This window comes from Peribacillus sp. NPDC101480 (assembly GCF_050277335.1).
Lineage (GTDB): Bacteria > Bacillota > Bacilli > Bacillales > DSM-1321 > Peribacillus.
In genome coordinates this window covers 427501-445781 of the sequence record NZ_JBNNSB010000003.1, presented here as the reverse complement: position 1 = coordinate 445781, position 18281 = coordinate 427501, and the positions used below count along the sequence as shown (strand labels likewise).

General features: G+C 42.4%; 18 protein-coding genes and 3 riboswitches. Of the genes, 4 read left to right on the top strand and 14 right to left on the bottom strand.

Translation table 11 applies throughout. The features are described from left to right. Positions 1-20: 20 nt before the first annotated feature. A riboswitch (SAM riboswitch) is annotated at positions 21-133 on the bottom strand. 115 nt (positions 134-248) lie between these two features. The 8 genes from ACQKMF_RS13405 to ACQKMF_RS13370 all read right to left on the bottom strand — a co-directional run bounded on the left by ACQKMF_RS13405 (position 249) and on the right by ACQKMF_RS13370 (position 9151). Beyond that, complete coding sequence (locus tag ACQKMF_RS13405; protein WP_202190602.1) at positions 249-1559, bottom strand: O-acetylhomoserine aminocarboxypropyltransferase/cysteine synthase family protein; 1311 nt, start codon at positions 1557-1559, stop codon at positions 249-251. Positions 1560-1658: 99 nt separating this feature from the next. Then, a riboswitch (SAM riboswitch) is annotated at positions 1659-1766 on the bottom strand. Positions 1767-1910: 144 nt separating this feature from the next. After that, positions 1911-2219 carry a thioredoxin family protein gene (locus tag ACQKMF_RS13400; RefSeq protein WP_101223994.1) on the bottom strand — a complete coding sequence of 103 codons (309 nt, stop codon included), beginning with the start codon at positions 2217-2219 and terminating at the stop codon, positions 1911-1913. A 3-nt stretch (positions 2220-2222) separates the two neighbouring features. Continuing rightward, a complete protein-coding gene (locus tag ACQKMF_RS13395; protein ID WP_048688210.1) occupies positions 2223-2588 on the bottom strand; it encodes a toprim domain-containing protein in 366 nt (121 codons plus the stop codon). 91 nt (positions 2589-2679) lie between these two features. After that, entirely contained in the window at positions 2680-3063 is a 384-nt protein-coding gene (gene gcvH / locus ACQKMF_RS13390; protein ID WP_402943681.1) for a glycine cleavage system protein GcvH, read from the bottom strand. 96 nt (positions 3064-3159) lie between these two features. After that, complete coding sequence (locus tag ACQKMF_RS13385) at positions 3160-3516, bottom strand: arsenate reductase family protein (RefSeq protein WP_063234020.1); 357 nt, start codon at positions 3514-3516, stop codon at positions 3160-3162. Between the two features lie 140 nt (positions 3517-3656). Beyond that, positions 3657-5444: an acyl-CoA dehydrogenase family protein gene (locus ACQKMF_RS13380; protein WP_101223660.1), complete on the bottom strand. Its 1788-nt coding sequence runs from the start codon at positions 5442-5444 to the stop codon at positions 3657-3659. Positions 5445-5509: 65 nt separating this feature from the next. Further along, on the bottom strand, positions 5510-6688 hold the full coding sequence (locus tag ACQKMF_RS13375; protein ID WP_101223661.1) for an acetyl-CoA C-acetyltransferase: 1179 nt from the start codon (positions 6686-6688) through the stop codon (positions 5510-5512). Between the two features lie 72 nt (positions 6689-6760). Then, a complete protein-coding gene (locus ACQKMF_RS13370; protein ID WP_427573628.1) occupies positions 6761-9151 on the bottom strand; it encodes a 3-hydroxyacyl-CoA dehydrogenase NAD-binding domain-containing protein in 2391 nt (796 codons plus the stop codon). A 201-nt stretch (positions 9152-9352) separates the two neighbouring features. On the opposite strand from ACQKMF_RS13370, the gene ACQKMF_RS13365 reads away from it, so the two are divergent. Further along, positions 9353-9487 (top strand): YuzL family protein, encoded by a 135-nt coding sequence (locus tag ACQKMF_RS13365; RefSeq protein ID WP_072273724.1) that lies wholly within the window; start codon positions 9353-9355, stop codon positions 9485-9487. Between the two features lie 49 nt (positions 9488-9536). Here the strand turns inward: ACQKMF_RS13365 and ACQKMF_RS13360 are convergent, their stop codons facing one another. Further along, positions 9537-10403, bottom strand: coding sequence for a proline dehydrogenase family protein (locus ACQKMF_RS13360; RefSeq protein ID WP_427573764.1), 867 nt, complete (start codon positions 10401-10403; stop codon positions 9537-9539). A gap of 199 nt (positions 10404-10602) precedes the next feature. Between ACQKMF_RS13360 and ACQKMF_RS13355 the strand changes: the two genes are divergently transcribed. Next, entirely contained in the window at positions 10603-10881 is a 279-nt protein-coding gene (locus tag ACQKMF_RS13355) for a hypothetical protein (protein ID WP_101223664.1), read from the top strand. A gap of 13 nt (positions 10882-10894) precedes the next feature. Then, entirely contained in the window at positions 10895-11230 is a 336-nt protein-coding gene (locus ACQKMF_RS13350) for a spore coat protein (RefSeq protein ID WP_101223665.1), read from the top strand. Between the two features lie 79 nt (positions 11231-11309). Here the strand turns inward: ACQKMF_RS13350 and ACQKMF_RS13345 are convergent, their stop codons facing one another. From ACQKMF_RS13345 to ACQKMF_RS13325, 5 genes are all read right to left on the bottom strand, one after another. Then, the gene (locus tag ACQKMF_RS13345; protein ID WP_048688186.1) at positions 11310-12482 is read right to left on the bottom strand and encodes an FtsW/RodA/SpoVE family cell cycle protein; all 1173 of its coding nucleotides are present in this window, start codon (positions 12480-12482) and stop codon (positions 11310-11312) included. Positions 12483-12629: 147 nt separating this feature from the next. Next, positions 12630-13511: a metal ABC transporter permease gene (locus tag ACQKMF_RS13340; protein WP_402943669.1), complete on the bottom strand. Its 882-nt coding sequence runs from the start codon at positions 13509-13511 to the stop codon at positions 12630-12632. Next, on the bottom strand, positions 13508-14431 hold the full coding sequence (locus ACQKMF_RS13335; protein WP_427573625.1) for a metal ABC transporter permease: 924 nt from the start codon (positions 14429-14431) through the stop codon (positions 13508-13510). The genes ACQKMF_RS13340 and ACQKMF_RS13335 overlap by 4 nt, the downstream gene beginning before the upstream one ends. Before the next feature lie 10 nt (positions 14432-14441). After that, positions 14442-15197 (bottom strand): metal ABC transporter ATP-binding protein, encoded by a 756-nt coding sequence (locus ACQKMF_RS13330; protein WP_063234010.1) that lies wholly within the window; start codon positions 15195-15197, stop codon positions 14442-14444. Positions 15198-15209: 12 nt separating this feature from the next. Then, positions 15210-16133, bottom strand: coding sequence for a metal ABC transporter solute-binding protein, Zn/Mn family (locus ACQKMF_RS13325; RefSeq protein WP_427573622.1), 924 nt, complete (start codon positions 16131-16133; stop codon positions 15210-15212). 687 nt (positions 16134-16820) lie between these two features. Between ACQKMF_RS13325 and ACQKMF_RS13320 the strand changes: the two genes are divergently transcribed. Then, positions 16821-17783 (top strand): LacI family DNA-binding transcriptional regulator, encoded by a 963-nt coding sequence (locus ACQKMF_RS13320; protein WP_101223671.1) that lies wholly within the window; start codon positions 16821-16823, stop codon positions 17781-17783. 254 nt (positions 17784-18037) lie between these two features. Then, positions 18038-18223, top strand: a riboswitch (Lysine riboswitch). Positions 18224-18281: the final 58 nt, after the last annotated feature.

Genomic DNA, 18281 nt, shown 5'->3' with positions numbered 1-18281 from the left:
AGGTGAAGAAACAGGCCTTCCTCTCATCTTCCAAAGTGATTAAACTTTGTGTGAATTGGCACCTTTCCAAGGAAATCTCCTTGTCGGTTGCCGGGTTTCATCGGGCACATCCCTCCACCTCTCTTGATAAGAGCTAATATATAGAATATTTGTACATCATTAAGTTCTTTAGTATGGAGAAATTTTATCATAGATAAAAAAGGAGCGCAATGTATAATATTTCTAGTACAAGCATATAGAAACTTTACTTAAACCGTTTTGGATGTCAAGGAGACGATATTCGTCGCTTTTTCAATTGCCTGCTCCAAATCTTCTATTAAATCCTCTACATTTTCAATCCCAATCGATAAACGGACTTGGTCGGCACTCACACCCGCTTTCGCAAGACCTGCCTCATTCAATTGTTGATGGGTCGTACTGGCTGGGTGGATGATCAAGCTCTTCGCATCCCCAACATTCGCTACATGGGACCATAATTCCACCGAATTGATAAGTTTTGCCCCAGCTTCTCGATTACCTTGTATCCCAAAAGTCACAACAGATCCAGCTCCCTTTGGCAAATATTTTTCCGCAAGGGCTTTATCGGGATGATCCTCATCACCAGGATGTGAAACCCAAGTCACCGCAGGATGGTTTTTTAAATATTTAATGACAGACTTGGTGTTTGATAGATGCTCTTTCATCCTTACATGCAGCGTTTCAAGTCCAAGCGTAAACTGGAATGCACTTTGGGCACTTAGCGCAGGTCCTAAATCACGGAGTAACTGGACTCGGGCTTTCGTTATGAATGCGGCAGGTCCAACTGCCTCGGCGTATACCAGATTGTCGTAACTTGGGTCAGGCTCTGTGAAGCCAGGGTAATTTGGCGAGTTCCAATCGAATTTCCCTCCATCCACGATGACACCGCCAAGCGTAGTTCCATTTCCCAGAAGCCATTTTGTAGCGGAATGGATGACAATATCCGCTCCAAAATCAATTGGTCTGCATAGATACGGTGTCGCAAAGGTATTATCAATGATTAAAGGTATTCCGGCATCATGGGCGATTTTCGCTACCGCTTCAATATCAAGCACCCTCAAACTTGGATTTCCGATGGTTTCAGCAAAAATGGCTTTAGTTCTTGGCGTAATCGCCCTTTTGAAATTTTCAGGGTCATCTGGAGAAACGAACTTCACTTTAATCCCGTATTTAGGAAGAGTATTTTCAAAAAGGTTATACGTACCGCCATATAATGTAGATGCTGAAACAATCTCATCCCCTGCAGCGGCAATATTCAGGATTGAAAGTGAGATGGCAGCCATTCCGCTTGCTGTTGCCAATCCGCCGATTCCGCCTTCCAATAAGGCCATTCTTTCCTCAAAAACGCTGATCGTGGGATTATGGAGTCGTGAATATATATAGCCATTCTCCTTTAGGCCAAATAAATTCGCTGCATGGTCGGTGTCCTTGAACAAGTATGCATTGCTTTGGTAGATAGGAACTGCACGTGCACCTGTTTCATCAGCTTGCAGACCGCCATGAACACTCAATGTTTCGAAACGCAATTTTTTCCCTGACATATGATTTCACCTTTTTCTATGGATTTAGTTGGAATTATATGATGTCTGGCCTTTTATAAACAAAAAAACCACTTCAATAAGAAGAGGTTTCAAGAATACACCTCATCTACCAGAGCCAACACTCTGCTGGAATTAGCACCGTATATAAAAATTTATACCGGTTGCCGGGCTTCGTCGGGCCAGTCCCTCCGCCACTCTTGATAAGAACTATTAAATTCTGCCGTTACTTAATTCAAAATATAGCATTTTAGTTTAAATCAGTCAATGAATTGTTAGAATATTCTTTGTTTAATTTCATCTAACATTCATATGTCCGCAACAAAGAAACCAACCACGGTTCCGATTGGTTTCTTAGCTGATTTCCTTAAGCAATCCGTACAAATAAGGAACGGATTGAAAGGCATATATTTTTTTGTGCAGCCGTCCTTCTTTGAAAAACAATAAACATGGAACACTTTCGATTTCATATGATTCGGCAATTGCTTGGACATAATTCATATTCATTTTGCCTGCCTTCAATTCCGGGAATAGCTCCAAGGATATCGTCAGCATCTTGGAGGCAACCTGACAAGTGCCGCATAAAGGGGTATATAAATATAAGCAAAAGGTTTCCCCATTTTCAACAGCAAGCTTACACTCTTCTTCTTTCCATTCCTGCATCAATTAGTCGTTCACCCTTTGACTTAAAAATTTCATTTTCACATTCATATTGGCAGATAGAAGCACAGTTGCGATATGATGTTCGGGTGAGCTTTCCACTTCTTTGTACATTTTATTAATATACAGGTGGTTCGCCTCAGGCATTTCCCTTCGGAACTGCTTCCGCAGCTTTTCTCCTGATTCATCTGCGTCAAAAAGGAGATAAACATCACGGTCCATCAATTCATCCACTAATTCATCCAGCTTAGTTAATGATATGGTCCCATTCGTACATCTTATTTCCACATCTTCATTTAAAACGGAGGCAACTTTTCTTCTATCGGAACTGCCTTCTACAATGATCACTTTATCGAATTCGCCCCACTCCATGTCATCACTCCATCTCACGAATTATGTGCGCAACTGCCACGGTACCAAATGAAAAAGAGAGCAGGCCTTTTCAGTCCCCCCTCCCTTTTTTTTAACCGTTGATTAAACTCTCATACTCTTCAGCGCTCATCAAGCTTTCAATATCACTGCTATTAGATGGTTCAAGCACGACCATCCATGCCTTTTCATAAGGAGACTCATTTACATATTCAGGGTTGTCACTTAAATCTTCGTTTACTTCAATAACCTTGCCACTGATAGGTGCATAAAGCTCAGAAACGGTCTTAACGGATTCAACACTTCCAAATGGTTCGTTCGCTTTCAATTCATCGCCGATTTCCGGAAGCTCAACGAATACGATGTCCCCAAGCTCGGACTGTGCGAAAGCTGTAATTCCAATGCGCACTGTTCCATCTTCCGTTTTGACCCATTCATGTTCTTTTGTGTAACGAAGTTCTTTTGGTGTTGTTGTCATTATTAACCCTCCATATGTACATCTTATTTTATCTATTCCATTATAAGGTAGATTGTTTGTTTAAGTAAGGAATTAACCAAATATTTCGAGAAATTTTCAGTTCCAAACCTGTTCGAATTGCTCCTCTTTGAAACCTACCGTCACTTTGGTGCCATCCGTAACAATCGGCCTTTTCAGAAGCATGCCATCTGTGGACAATATATCAAGCATCTCTGCTTCAGAAGCTTCTTTCAGCTTATCCTTTAAGCCAAGCTCCCGATATTTTTGACCGCTAGTATTGAAAAACTTCTTCAACTCCAAATTGCTGATTTTATATAGTTGTTCTATTTCTGTTCGCGAAGGCGGATTTTCCGCTATATGGATTGCTTCATACTGCAGTTCATGATTATCAAGCCACTTCTTCGCGTTACGGCATGTGCCGCATTTTGGGTACCAATATAATGTTAAGCCCATCATTTCACCACCTATCAATAGAATACCCGTTTTCATCACGCAATACAACGAATTGTCTTTTGAATTTCCAATGCGATTTCATCAAAGGAAATAAGGGAATGCCTTCTCGGGCATTCCCTTTACTGATTTTGATTCATTTCTTAAAGAGCATATTTTTCAGCTTCGATTACCTTGACGGAAGCTTCACGTTTTTTCGCAATGACATTGATCGGATTATGCCTTGTCAGCTTACGGAGCGACGCAAGCATGATGCGAAGAGTATCGCCTGTTTCCACTGCGATTAACGTTTCCTTTGCGTGCTGTTCTATTTCATTGAAAGCTTCCTGAACGAAGATTTCTGTGTAAAGCACTTTTTGTTTGTTCTTCTCCAGACCTGTAGCTGCTATTGCTTTTTCCGTACGCAATACCACGGATTCCGCTGCATAGGCAAGGGATGCGATATCAGCAATGTTGGAGAGGATTTCTTGTTCTTGATCAAGAGTTTTGCCGTATTTCTGTGCAGCAAGGCCAGCTGCCAGAATCCCGATTTTCTTAGCATTTCTAACAAGCATTTTTTCTTGTGCCAATGGCTCATCACCAGGTTCTTCCGGCATCATCATCATTAATTCCTCTTGCAGGCTTTGAGCCTTTTGAAGAAGCGGCAATTCCCCTTTAAGTGCTTTCTTCAGGAAAGTTCCAGGGACAAGCAATCGATTGATTTCATTTGTACCTTCAAAGATCCGGTTAATCCGGGAATCACGATATGCTTTTTCAATTTCATACTCCTGCATGAAACCATAGCCACCATGAAGCTGTACGCCTTCGTCCGTAACATAATCCAACACTTCGGAAGCGAAGAATTTATTCAATGAACACTCAATGGCATATTCAGCGATTGCAGCAGCCATTGATTTCCCATCTTTCACTTGCTCATCCGTCAATTTGCTTTGTCTTTGTTCATAAAGGCCAACGGTACGGTATACAGAGCTTTCTGCTGCATAAATTTTGGATGCCATTGTTGCAAGTTTTTCTTTCGTCAAGTTAAAATCGGAAATTTTCGTTTTGAACTGTTGACGTTGATTCGTATAAGCTGCTGTAATCTCAAGGGCACGTTTAGATCCGCCGACAGCACCGACACCTAATTTATAACGGCCGATATTCAGGATATTGAAAGCGATGACATGTCCTTTTCCGGCTACACCCAAAAGGTTTTCGACTGGCACATGTACATCTTCAAGGATTAATGTACGTGTAGATGAGCTTTTGATTCCCATTTTCTTCTCTTCAGCACCAGTTGATACGCCATCATAATCACGCTCAACTATGAAAGCGGAGAATTGTTCGCCGTCGATTTTGGCGTATACACAGAAGACATCTGCAAAACCTGCATTTGTAATCCATTGTTTTTCACCATTTAAAATATAGTGTGTTCCTTCGGCATTCAATTTCGCTGTCGTTTTTGCTCCCAAGGCATCTGAACCTGAGCTTGGTTCCGTTAAGGCATACGCTGCAATCTTCTCACCCGTTGCCAGTAAAGGGAGGTATTTTTTCTTTTGTTCTTCATTCCCGAATAATACGATCGGCAAAGATCCGATACCTACATGTGCACCATGCGTAATTCCAAAGCCGCCTGAAAGTGCCATTTTTTCTGTAATCAATGCCGAACTGATTTTATCAAGACCCAATCCGCTGTATTCCTCAGGAACGTCAGCACCAAGTAAACCGATTTCACCTGCATGCTTCAGTAATTTAACGGAACGGTCAAATTCATGGTTTTCTAAATGTTCAACCTGCGGCAGAATTTCATTCTCTACGAAATCCTCGGTAGTTTTGGCGATCATTTTATGCTCATCAGAATAATCTTCCGGTGTAAACACTTGATCATACGTAATATCTTCTACTAAAAAGGCTCCGCCTTTAATGAGGTTATCTGTAGTTTGATTGGACATGTTATTTCCTCCTAAGTATTTAAGATAGTAAATCCGCCGGAAGCATGACAGCTTCCGGGGGGGGATTAAGCCAATAATTCAAATACTCCAGCAGCACCCATTCCGCCGCCGATACACATTGTCACGACTCCGAACTGTTGGTTTCTGCGCTTCATTTCATGTAGCAGGCTTAATGTCAGTTTTGCCCCCGAACATCCTAGTGGATGGCCTAAGGCGATGGCTCCGCCATTTACATTGACAATCTCTTCATTCAAACCGAGCTCACGAATGATTTGAATGGATTGGGAAGCAAAGGCTTCATTCAATTCAAATAAACCAATATCCGATAACTCAAGACCCGCTAGCTTCAAAGCTTTAGGAATGGCTGCAATCGGTCCGATACCCATGATTTCAGGCGGTACTCCCGCTACAGCAAAGGAACGGAACTTACCCATCGGTTTCATCCCTAATGAAGAGGCCTTTTCCCCATCCATGACCATGACCGCGGCTGCACCATCACTCGTTTGTGAGGAATTCCCTGCTGTTACGGAGCCTGTAACAGAGAATGCAGGTCTTAGTTTTTTTAGCACTTCAGCAGTGGTGCCTGGACGAACGCCCTCATCCTGTGTAAATGTAAATGTTTTTTCCTTTAACTTAAGATCTGGTCCCACTGAACGAAGGGTTACGTCAACCGGCACGATCTCATCCGAAAACTTTCCTTCTGCAATGGCCTTCGCCGCCTTTTGATGACTACGAACAGAAAATGCATCTTGATCGTCACGGGAAATGCCGTATTTTTTTGCAACGGCTTCAGCAGTGTGGCCCATACCCATATAATATTCCGGTGCCGTTTCCGCAAGTCTCGCGTTCGGACGTGTTACATGGCCCATCATTGGCAAAAGGCTCATGGATTCCGCTCCGCCTGCAATGACAGTATCACTTTGGCCGAGCATGATCCTTTCCGCTCCATATGCGATGCTTTGCAGCCCGCTTGAACAGTAACGATTAATCGTTATGGCCGGTACTGTATAAGGTAATCCTGCCAATGCACCAATGTTACGAGCCATGTTCAATCCTTGCTCCGCTTCAGGCATTGCACAACCGATAATCAGGTCATCGATGGTGCCTTCATAATTTCCTGCACGCTTTAACGTTTCCTTTACGACAAGAGCCCCTAAATCATCAGGACGTACACTGGCAAGAGAACCTTTTTTCGCTCTTCCAACCGGAGTCCTTGCTCCAGCTACTATTACCGCTTCTTTCATGAGGATCCCCCTTACTCATTTTTAAGCTATTGATCTATTAATCTTCGTTTTGGCCATTTCTTCGTCCATTCATCAATTACGGAGTGGTTTGCCTTTAACAAGCATATGCTGCATCCTTGCTTGGGATTTCGGAGTCGAAACCAGTTTCAGGAATGCCTGTTTTTCTAGGTTCAGGATGTATTGTTCATCTACTTCCGTGCCAAATGGGAGTTTTCCCCCCGCCAGCACATATGCAAGCTCTTTGGCTATGACAAGGTCATGTTCTGATAAGAAACCTGAAAGGCGCATGGATTCCGCCCCTAATAGAAGTGCGGCATATCCCGTTTCACCTACGACAGGGATTTTTGTGCGGGCCGGAGCGATATAGCCTTGTTCATGCATGGAAATTACCGCCTGTTTCGCATCATATAGCTGATGATCCGCATTTACGCTTATTCCATCCGCTGAATTAAGGAAATTGTTCCCTCTCGCTTCCTCGGCGGAGGTAGAAACTTTTGCCATGGCGACCGTTTCAAATACTTGGTTGGCCACTTTCTGTAAGTCGAAGTCGACGCCCTTCGGCATATTCCTCAACGTCTTCACATAAAGTTCTTTAGTCCCGCCGCCGCCTGGAATCAAACCTACACCAGCTTCCACTAGTCCCATATACGTTTCTGTCGTTGCCTGGATGCGCGCTGCCGGAAGGGATACTTCAGCTCCCCCGCCAAGTGTCATATTAAACGGTGCAACCACTACAGGAACAGCACTATACTTGATTTTAAGCATCGCCTTTTGGAATTGGCTGATGACCATATCGAGTTCAAAAATGTTGTCATCCTGTGCTTCCATCAGCATCATTGCAATATTAGCGCCTACACAGAAGTTCTTTCCTTGGTTTCCGATGACCAAGCCTTTAAAATTCGCTTCCGCTTCGTCGACCGCCGCATTGATCATTTGTATGATATCCAGACCGATTGCATTATTCGGTGAAGTGAATTCAAGAAGAGCCACTCCATCGCCGATATCCATCAGGCTTGCACCACTGTTTTTCTTGATTACGCCTTTTTGTTTCTTTATCGCTTTAAGATTCATCACTTTAGGATTTGCAACAAGTTCCTTATATTCACCATTATCATAATAGTGAACTATGCCATTTTCTTCTTTATAGAAGGAAGTGATGCCTTTAGCGAGCATATCCTTCACCCATTGCGGAACGGTGATGCCTTCCGCCTCCATTCGGGCTACCGATTTTTCTACCCCTATCGCATCCCATGTTTCAAATGGTCCTGTTGACCATCCGAAGCCCCATTTCATCGCTTGATCGATCGCCACGATGTCATCCGCGATGTCCCCAAGCAGCTGGGCAGAATACACAAGCGCCGGATTCAGGACATTCCAAAGTAATTGGCCGGTACGGTCTTCGCTATAAACAAGCGCTTTCATTTTATTTTCAAAGCCCTTGGCCTGTTTAGCCATTTCAATGGAAGGCGTTTTTAATCTTTTTCGTGCACCATATTCAAGGGTATCGGGATTCAGTTCAAGGATTTCCTTTCCTTTTTTCAAGAAAAATCCTTGGCCTGACTTGCTTCCAAGCCACCCATTCTTAAGCATTTCATTCATGAAATCAGGTATTTTGAAAACTTCTTTTTCTTCTCCATCCACCTGTTCATATACGTTTCTGGCAACATGTGCAAAGGTATCCAATCCAACTACATCAAGTGTCCGGAAAGTCGCACTAGTTGCCCTTCCAATCAACGGACCTGTAACCGAATCGACCTCACCAACACTGTATCCGCCTTTTTGCATTTCCCGCAGAGTGACCAATAAACCATAAGTTCCGATTCGGTTTGCGATAAAGTTAGGGGTATCCTTGGCTTCGACGACACCTTTTCCCAGTACATCTTCGCCGAATCGTTTCATGTATTCGAGCACTTCTGGTGAAGTTGCTTTAGTTGGAATAAGCTCCAACAACTTAAGATAACGCGGCGGATTGAAGAAGTGGGTTCCCAGGAAGTGCTTTTGAAAGTCCTCCGAACGGCCTTCTGCCATTGCTTCAATTGATATTCCGGAGGTATTCGATGAAACGATGCTTCCTGGTTTACGATGCTGATCAACCTGGGCGAACACACTTTGCTTAACCTCAAGCTTCTCAACGACCACTTCGATGATCCAATCGACATCCTTTAAACGACTTATATCATCTTCCAGGTTTCCTGCCTCGATCAACGCAATGTTTCCCTTAGCCGAAAGCGGAGCTGGTTTCTGTTTTAAAAGTTTCGTAATCGCTGTTTGGCTGATGCGGTTACGCACTTGTTTATTATCTAATGTCAGTCCCTTTTTCTTTTCATCCTCAGTTAGTTCACGAGGTACAATATCCAATAATAAAGTCGGAATGCCGATGTTAGCAAGGTGTGCAGCAATCCCTGATCCCATAACTCCTGACCCTAGAACAGCAGCCTTTCGTATTTGTCGAACCAAGTTCATATCCCCCTTACACAATTTATTGAATGAATGCTCATTCATTTTTAATTCAAAAAAATTTTGAATATTTTTTCTTATTACTAATATAGAATATATTTGGAAATTCCGCAATGATTAAACAGGAAAAAAATATTTTTTTCTCCGAGTTCCTTCGGTTATTTCTCCTCCGTTCAGTAAAAAATAACCGGGGTGGAGGTGACTAATATAATGAAGCGTAAAGATAATCCTTCTAAAGCAGCCGTAAGCGCAGCAAGCGTTAAAGGCAATGCCGGCCCTGGCGCTGAACGTCAACACGGAATCAATAAAGTGAACAGCCAGAACAATCAGTTCAAAAGATAATCTTTCTTAATTTGAGCAGCCGTCCCTTTTCCGGGGCGGCTCTCGCTTCCTATTTCTTGAATAGGCCTTTTAAAACGAAAGCAATATTGGCCGGTCTCTCTGCAAGGCGGCGCATGAAGTATCCATACCAATCCGTACCATAAGGAACATACACCCTTACCTTATATCCTTCTTTAGCAAGTTCGAGCTGCTTTTCATTGCGGATGCCATATAACATTTGGAATTCAAATCGATCACGGGGAATTCCCTGATCTTTGACCAAGTCCCTCGTATAATCAATGATCTTGTCATCATGTGTGGCAACGGCTGTGTAATTGCCATTTTGCATATGCTTCTTGATGATTTTCTTGAAATTCTCATCCACATCTTTTTTCTCGGGAAAAGCCACTTCCCTTGGTTCTTTATAAGCCCCTTTAACAAGCCTTAGATTCGGATGGTATGCATCCAGCTCCTCAATATCCTTCTCAGTCCGATACAGATAAGCTTGGATGACAGTCCCCAATTCATTATATTCAGACTTCAGGTTTTTGAATACATCCAAAGTCGGCTGACAGCGCGGAAAATCTTCCATATCAAGCGTCACGAAAACCTGATGGGCTTTAGCTTCATCCAAGACCCTCCGCATGTTATTCATTACGACTCGTTCGGACACATCCAAGCCCATCGAGGTCAGCTTCAGGGATAACTGTGAATCCAGTTCATTTCTGCCAATCATGCGGATTGCTTCAATGCACTCATCTGCCATCTTCCCTGCTTCTTGTTCATCTTCAATGAATTCACCTAAATAATCAATAGTGACGGCAAGCCCTTTCCGGTTAAGATCTGCAATCACTTCACATGCCATATCCAAGGATTCTCCTGCCACGAAACGAGATGCCCCAAACCGCAGCCCGTATTTTTTCGCTGCCTTTGTCATGCCCTTGTTCTTTGATAAAAAAAGGAATAGATTTTTCAATATTCTTTCCACTGCATTCCCCTCCAAATCATTTTGGAAAATAGATGCACAAGATTATTTTACCATTTAATGCACTTTTCAGATATTTAGAATCAAGAATAAAAAAAATCCAGAAGGGAAAATTAAGCTCGTTTAAAGAACACTTAAGGAGGTAGCAATGATGGAACAGCAAAATTCGTTTAACAGCCAACAGCAGTCCACCGGCTTTATGAAACAGCCGCCGGAAATGGTTACGGTGAAAGATAGCTTATACTTAACCGATATGCTTGCATGGAATCTGAATGCAATTAAAAAAGCACATTTTTTTGCCACACAATGCAAGGACCCGCAAATCATTGATGCTTTAAATCGGTGCGGACTCATGCATCAACGTCATTACGATACCATATTAAAACATTTGAACCCCGACCAAAATCAGGGTCAACAACAATACCAATAAAGGAGGGTTCTTGATGCCCAATGAAAACAAAGTCCAAAATCCAGAATCTCCCGTGGCAAAGACACCGCAAATGAATGACAGGGATTTTATAAATGATATGCTTTCAACTGAAAAGTACTTTTGCAACTCCCTTTCCGTTGCCCTGCATGAAATGAGTAACCAAGCCTTATTCCAAGACATTTTCTCCGTTGCCAAAGAAAATCAAGAGATGCAGCGTGAACTCTATAACCTTATGTTCGAAAAAGGCTGGTATAGTTTAGAAAAGGCGCAAGCTACCAGCTTAAGCCAATCGTATCAACAATTTTCCGGTTATAAAAATCAATTTCCAACTGGAACGAACATTCAATAAGCAAACATTCAGGGGAGATTCTGCTCCTTTTGTTTTTTTGCTACAAATAAAGCCGGCCCATCGGGGGCCGGCTTTATATTTAGATATCCGTTGAAAACATATACTTCTTATAGTGATACCGAATGCTGAATATTAAGCCCATGGCCATCATGTTCCCCATTAGCGAGCTTCCTCCATAACTGACAAATGGAAGCGGAATCCCAGTTATTGGTAAAAGGCCTACAGTCATGCCGATATTTTGAAAAACGTGAAACGTCAACATGCTTATAACGCCAACACAGATATATGTATAGAAGTTATTTTTCGTGTCCATTCCCGTTTTTGTTATATGGTAAATCAATAGGAAAAACAAGGAAATAATGATACTTGATCCGATGAAGCCGAATTCTTCACCGATGATGCTGAAAATGAAATCCGAATGACTCTCAGGCAAATACACTTCCCTCGAGCCGATTCCCTTGCCTGTGGTCTGGCCGGAGCCGATGGCCAGTAAAGATTTGGTTAAGTGATATCCTTCGGAGCTGGCATAATTATATGGATCCAGCCAAGAATAGATACGGCCGAATTGATAGGATTTTACCCCTAGGTATTTTTCCAGGATTTCCGGCTTCCAAAGGACAAAGTATAGGACCGTTGATGCGACGACAATTCCTCCTGAAACGATCGGCAGCAGGATCTTCCATGTTACCCCTGAAATGAAAATCATTCCGAGCATGATTGACATGATGACAAGCGAGGTACCCAAATCTGGCTGTTGCATGATTAACAATAAGGGGGCACCGGTCACTAGACCGATTTTAATAAGCAGCCAGATATCCGTTTGAATCGTTTTCAGCGTGTTTTTGAGATGATGGTTTGAGATGACATTCGCTAAAGCCAGGATGAGGAAAACCTTCATGAATTCCGATGGCTGAATCGAACCGATTCCCGGAATGATGAACCAACTTTTCGCACCATTCCGGACAGGAACGATGCTTTCCGGCATAATGATCAGCAAAAAAAGCAAAAACAATCCGAAGCCATAGGCGTACCAAGATATTTTTTTCAACTGATCAGAATCCAAGGTGATGAAACCTAATACGATTCCGATTCCAACTATATACCAAAAAATTTGTTTAATTAAGAAGTTTTCAGCGTACTGTCCAGTCGTTTGGGCACTATAGATTGCTAAGCAACTTCCAACGCATAATAACAGCAATATTGTGACCAAAGAAAAATCTATTCGTGATGAAAATTTATTTTGTTCTTCCATACTTAACTCTCCCTTAAAAAGGCTCCTGCGATATATCTATAAATACACTTATTCATTATACTTTAAACAAATAAAATCACAACTATATAGAAGAATAGTTTACAGGCTTCATGGAGTTATTTCCATGAAGCCTGTATGCAGAGAGAGCTATGCATGTGATTCCTTTGATTTTCTCCGTTTCAGCAATAAGCTGACCAATCCATGGTTTGGGGAAAAGAGAAAGGCCATTCCGAATAATATGGCGGCCGACCCCACCATGCAGCCTGAAATCGAGGCATCCAAAATGGTGGCAGAATAGTAGCCGATGACGGAACTTAGCACCCCTACCCCGATACTGACCAATATCATGCTGCTTAAACGGTCTGACAGCAGGTATGCTGTTGCCGCAGGTATGATGAGCATTCCAACTACTAAAATGGAACCTACACTATCAAAAGAAGCTACAGTTGTCAGTGAGATGAGGCTCATCAATAAGTAATGGAAGAACAGTACAGGAATACCCATTGCAGCCGCAAGTGACGGATCAAAAGACACGAGTTTAAACTGTTTGAAGAAAAGGAAGATCAGTACGAGATTCAGGATGAAACAACTGCCGACTATCCAAACAGCTTTTGGTCCAACTTCGATTCCCGCGATTGTCATTGTGTTCCAGGGAGTATAGGCTATTTCGCCATAAAGGACATGTTCCAGGTCAAAATCTATTTGTTGCGTATACAGGCTCACAAGTACGATTCCCGTTGCAAAAAGGGAAGTAAATACAATCCCGATCGCTGCGTCAGCTTGAACGCCCGACGATTGGAAAAGCTGGATCAAGAATACGGTAAGCAAGCCGAGCGCAGCAGCCCCGATCAGCATTGGAACCGAATCACGGGTCCCCGTTATTAAAAATGCCAATACGATTCCCGGCAAAACAGAATGACTGATGGCATCCCCAATCAACGTCATTTTCCTGACTATCAAAAAGCATCCTAATACACTGCAAGAACCCGCCACTAATGCTCCGACTAAGATAATCCAAAAATCATTCATGATGAGTGGCTCCCTTTCCTTCTATCCTGTTCGAGAGAATATTTCTTTTTCGTCGATACCCTTCTCCATACAGATGAAAGCACTCCGCGTTTAGGTGCAAAAAGCATGGAAAAGAAAAACCATACCGTCGCGGATAAGACAATTAACGGTCCTGTTGGCAAATCATTGACCGATGTACTGATCAACGTTCCAGACACACCGCTCAACATTCCGAATACACCAGACAGGATGACCATGATATGCAGCCGCTCCGTCCAATACCTCGCGGAAACCGCAGGAGTTATCAGTAAAGATGCCATCAATACGACGCCTACAGCCTGGATACCGATCACTACAGCTGCCACGATCAGCATCATGATGAAATAATCCAGAAAAACAACCGGCAATCCCATCCCCTTAGCAAACCCAGGGTCAAAGGACAGTAATTTGAATTCTTTAAAAAATATGGTACAAGTGAAAATGAGAATGAAGGAAACCGTCATCATCATATATACATCGGACATGACCATTGACGCCGTCTGTCCGAATAAAAAGGTATCCAATCCACTCTGGTTTCCATACTCGCTCTGCTGGATCTGCGTAAGCATGACAATTCCGAAGCCAAAGAAAGAAGATAAGACGATTCCCAAGGCCGCATCCTGCTTGATCTTACTGTATCTCGTAAGCACACTGATCAAGAAGACAGCCACTAGCCCTGCCAAGGCAGCACCTATTAGAAAGTAGGAAGTGGATTTCACTCCAGTTAACATAAAGGCGACACAGATACCGGGTAACGCTGCATGTGCGAGCGTGTCGCCAAGCAAAGACTGCTTTCTGAGGTAGGCAAAGCTGCCGATGACCCCGCTGCTTAATCCGAGGAACATCGTGCCAAGCAATATCCACCTTGTATTTGGATCAGTAATAATATCCAGTATGTTCATCGTGTACACCTCATTTTAATAAAAGGCCGGACTTAGTGTCTGATAGTATTGCTAGACGGCCTCCATACGTTGCCTGTAAGTATTCGGGAATGAACACTTCTTCTGTCGGACCTATTTTCATCACCTTTTTATTTAATAACATCGTCCAGTCGAAATATTCCTTCACAGTGGATAGGTCATGATGCACAACCAGAACTGTTTTGCCTTTTTCCTTCAATTCCATAAGCAATTGTATGATTGCTTTCTCAGTTGCCGCATCCACCCCTACGAACGGTTCATCCATAAAGTAAATATCCGCTTCCTGTGCCAATGCACGGGCCAGGAATATCCGTTGCTGCTGTCCACCTGATAGCTGGCTGATCTGGCGGTTAGCGTATTCAGCCATTCCCACCTTATCCAGGCACTCCATCCCCTTTTGCCTCTCGGACTTCCCTGGTCGCTTCAGCCATCCGAGATGACCATATCTGCCCATCATCACGACATCGAGTGCGTTGGTTGGAAAATCCCAATCCACTGACTCACGCTGTGGTACATAGCCAATACTCTTCCTCATCGATTTATAAGTCGAACCCTTTATTGTGATTTGCCCCGATATTTTTGGGATCAATTCCAGTATTCCCTTTATCAAAGTGGACTTCCCTGCTCCATTGGGGCCTATGATACCGATTAAATTCCCTTCCGGCACCTCAAATGAAACATCTTCGACAACCGGCTTCTTATGATATGCAATCGTTAAATTCTCGACCTTCAAAGCTGCTTGATTCATAGTTTCTCCCCCTTATTTCAAAGCATGGACGATGGTGTCGGTATTATGACGGACCATCCCGATATACGTTCCTTCTTCCGTCCCTTTTTCACCCATTGCATCCGAGAATAATTCACCGCCGATTTCAACTTTGTGGCCCTGCTTCCCTGCACCTTGAATGACAGCCTCGATAGCCTTCCTTGGTACGCTTGACTCAATGAAAATCGCTTTTATTTTGTTCTCCACAAGATAATTCCGCATATCAGTAACATCTTTTGATCCATATTCCGATAATGTATTGATTCCTTGGAGACCCCTTACGTCCAGGCCATATGACTTACCGTAGTATCCAAAAGCATCATGTGCTGTAACGAGCACCCGTTGATCTTCTGGAATTTTATTAATTTCATCTTGAACATATTTATCAAGTTCCTCCAATTGCAGGACGTACTCTTCATAATTTTCACGAAACTCTGCTTCATGGTCCGGATCATTGGCAATCAACTCTTTCTTGACTGTGTCCGCCGCTACGATCCAAAGCTTTACATCAAACCATACGTGGGGATCATGCTCCGTAGCACTCACTTTACGAAGCTGGTTCTCCTTGAAGTCCTCCGTTACGGCAATCGTCGGTTTATCCTTGCTCATCATTTCGAATATATCCGTCATTTTCCCTTCAAGATGCACACCATTATAAAAAATCATATCAGCCGAATCCAGTGTCTCCACATCACCCTGTGTCGCTTTATATAGATGGGGGTCGACTCCCGGTCCCATTAAACTGGTGACCTCGACATGTTTACCGCCGATATTCTCAACCAAATCCCCAATCATTCCCGTTGTTGTAACGACATTTAGCTTGCCATTGCCTTTATCCCTATCGGCTGTATCATTACCGCACCCCGTTAAAATCAGCAATGCAGCAAGCACACCCCCAATAGATTTTAGAAAACCCATCCATATTCCCTCCTCTTTTTCATTTCCCTAAAAATGTTTGCCGAACGCAAAATTAAGTGTAAATTTTTTTACATTGTCGTAAATGCTAAAAAGTTTCCTCTACACAACTTATTTTATACTATACACAAATATACAAAAAAAGTGCAACTATTTTTTAAACATTTCAAAAAGGCGAATGACTTTTACACACAATAAAAACTGTCAGGAATCTCACTAGGGAGCTCCCTGACAGCCAGTCATTCCGTACATGAAACGTAACGAGAAGTTATATTTATATTGTGGAGTTTTAATGGTGAATATAATATAGGGGAGCTATTTCTGGACGACATGAAATTCACGAGTAAATGTGTGAATTTCACGAGTAAACTGCCAAAATTCACGAGTAAACGTGGTTTCCTCGCGTAATACCGCGGAATTCTTGACTGGCATTGCCACTCATTTTTCCTGTTTCAATGAAATTGCCAAGTACGCAAATCCCAATTCGATTCCGCAAAGCACAACCAGGGTGATTAAAGTTTGGAACATCATGATTTCCTCCTCCTCTAAGACTTAAACAAATCTTAAAGGATGAAACCAATACCAGAACAAGACCTTATTTGAAGAAATCTTCAGCAGTCCCACACTGTTCCCTTGCCCTGAAATGGGTTTCATACTGTACAATAAAAAAAAAGAAAAAACGGTGATACCATGACAAATATTAAAGAAATAGCTCAATGTGCTGGTGTATCTGTCTCAACAGTGTCTCGTGTATTGAATGATCATCCATATGTAAGCCCCGATAAAAGAAAGAGCGTCTTAGAAGCGATCAATCGTTTGAATTATACGAGAAACATCAACGCCATTCATCTTTCAAAAGGCAAGACCAATCTTATCGGCATCATCATCCCCTTCAACAATCACCCATATTACGGGGCAATCGTTAACGGAATCACTAAACAGGCAAATGCAATCGGCTGTCATATCGTCATCTTTCAAACAAATTATGATAGAGAGAAAGAAATCCAGGCTTTTAATATGCTGCAAATGAAGCAGCTCGATGGCATTATCGTTTGTTCAAGGATTTCAGAAATGAAAATCCTCTTGGAATATCAAAAATACGGACCGATTATTTTATGTGAAGATACAGCTCAGGCTGAATTCTCATCCATCAGCATTGATCATTATGCAGCTTTCTCCTGTGCCCTTGAGTACGTGATCGCTAAAGGATATAAGAAAATCGGATACAGCCTCGGCCGTAAAAAAAGCAGAAATAGTTCCCACCGCACAAAAGCCTTTAACGATATCATGAGTAAACATCAACTGATAAACAATAAAGAATGGCTGTTTGAAGGCAGTTATCACATCAAAGACGGTGAACAATTGTTTCAGGAATGGAATTCGATGATGGATAAACCTGAAGCCATCATCATCACGAATGATGACACGGCGGCAGGGTTCATTCTTACCGCTAAGAAATCGGGTATAAGGGTACCGGAAGATGTGGCCATTCTCGGCTTCAATAATGATAGCCTTGGCGAAATGCTCGACATCACGACCATTTCCTTACCGCTGGAATGGATTGGGAAAATGGCAGTGGACCTATTTGAGAATCCTGGAGAGGTCAAACATGTAAAACTGGACTACGCCCTAATAAAAAGGAAAACCGTTTAGTTATCAGGATGCTTTATTTTAGTATATCGTCACTTGAATTCTTCCTTACTGCCATCATTCAACTAGGAAAAAATAACCACATAAAATAATCATTGCGATATCCCAGAAGTTATTTTATAATTTTGATATAGTAAAGTTTACTCAATTACTAGCAATCTATTAACGATTGCATGAATTTCATGAGTACAATCGTCCGGCGTCACCTATTAAACTGACGCAAACGATTTTAGAAAATTGAATACTTCCTCATTTACCGATGAGTTAGAGGCTGCAGCTTATAAAAGTAAAACGGACGAGATTCTGGAAAATTAAAGACTCCGTTTGAAAGGATAAGTTGCCGAAGTTAGGGTATATTCCATGTATATTCTTGCTGGCGGTGTAACCGAACAGGAACACCACTGTCACGTTTTTTCAAAAAAGCGTGGGGAGCTATCTTCGGAAGGATAAACGGGTTTATTATAAACAGCCGTCGATCTTTTTCGACTGCTGTTTTTTTAT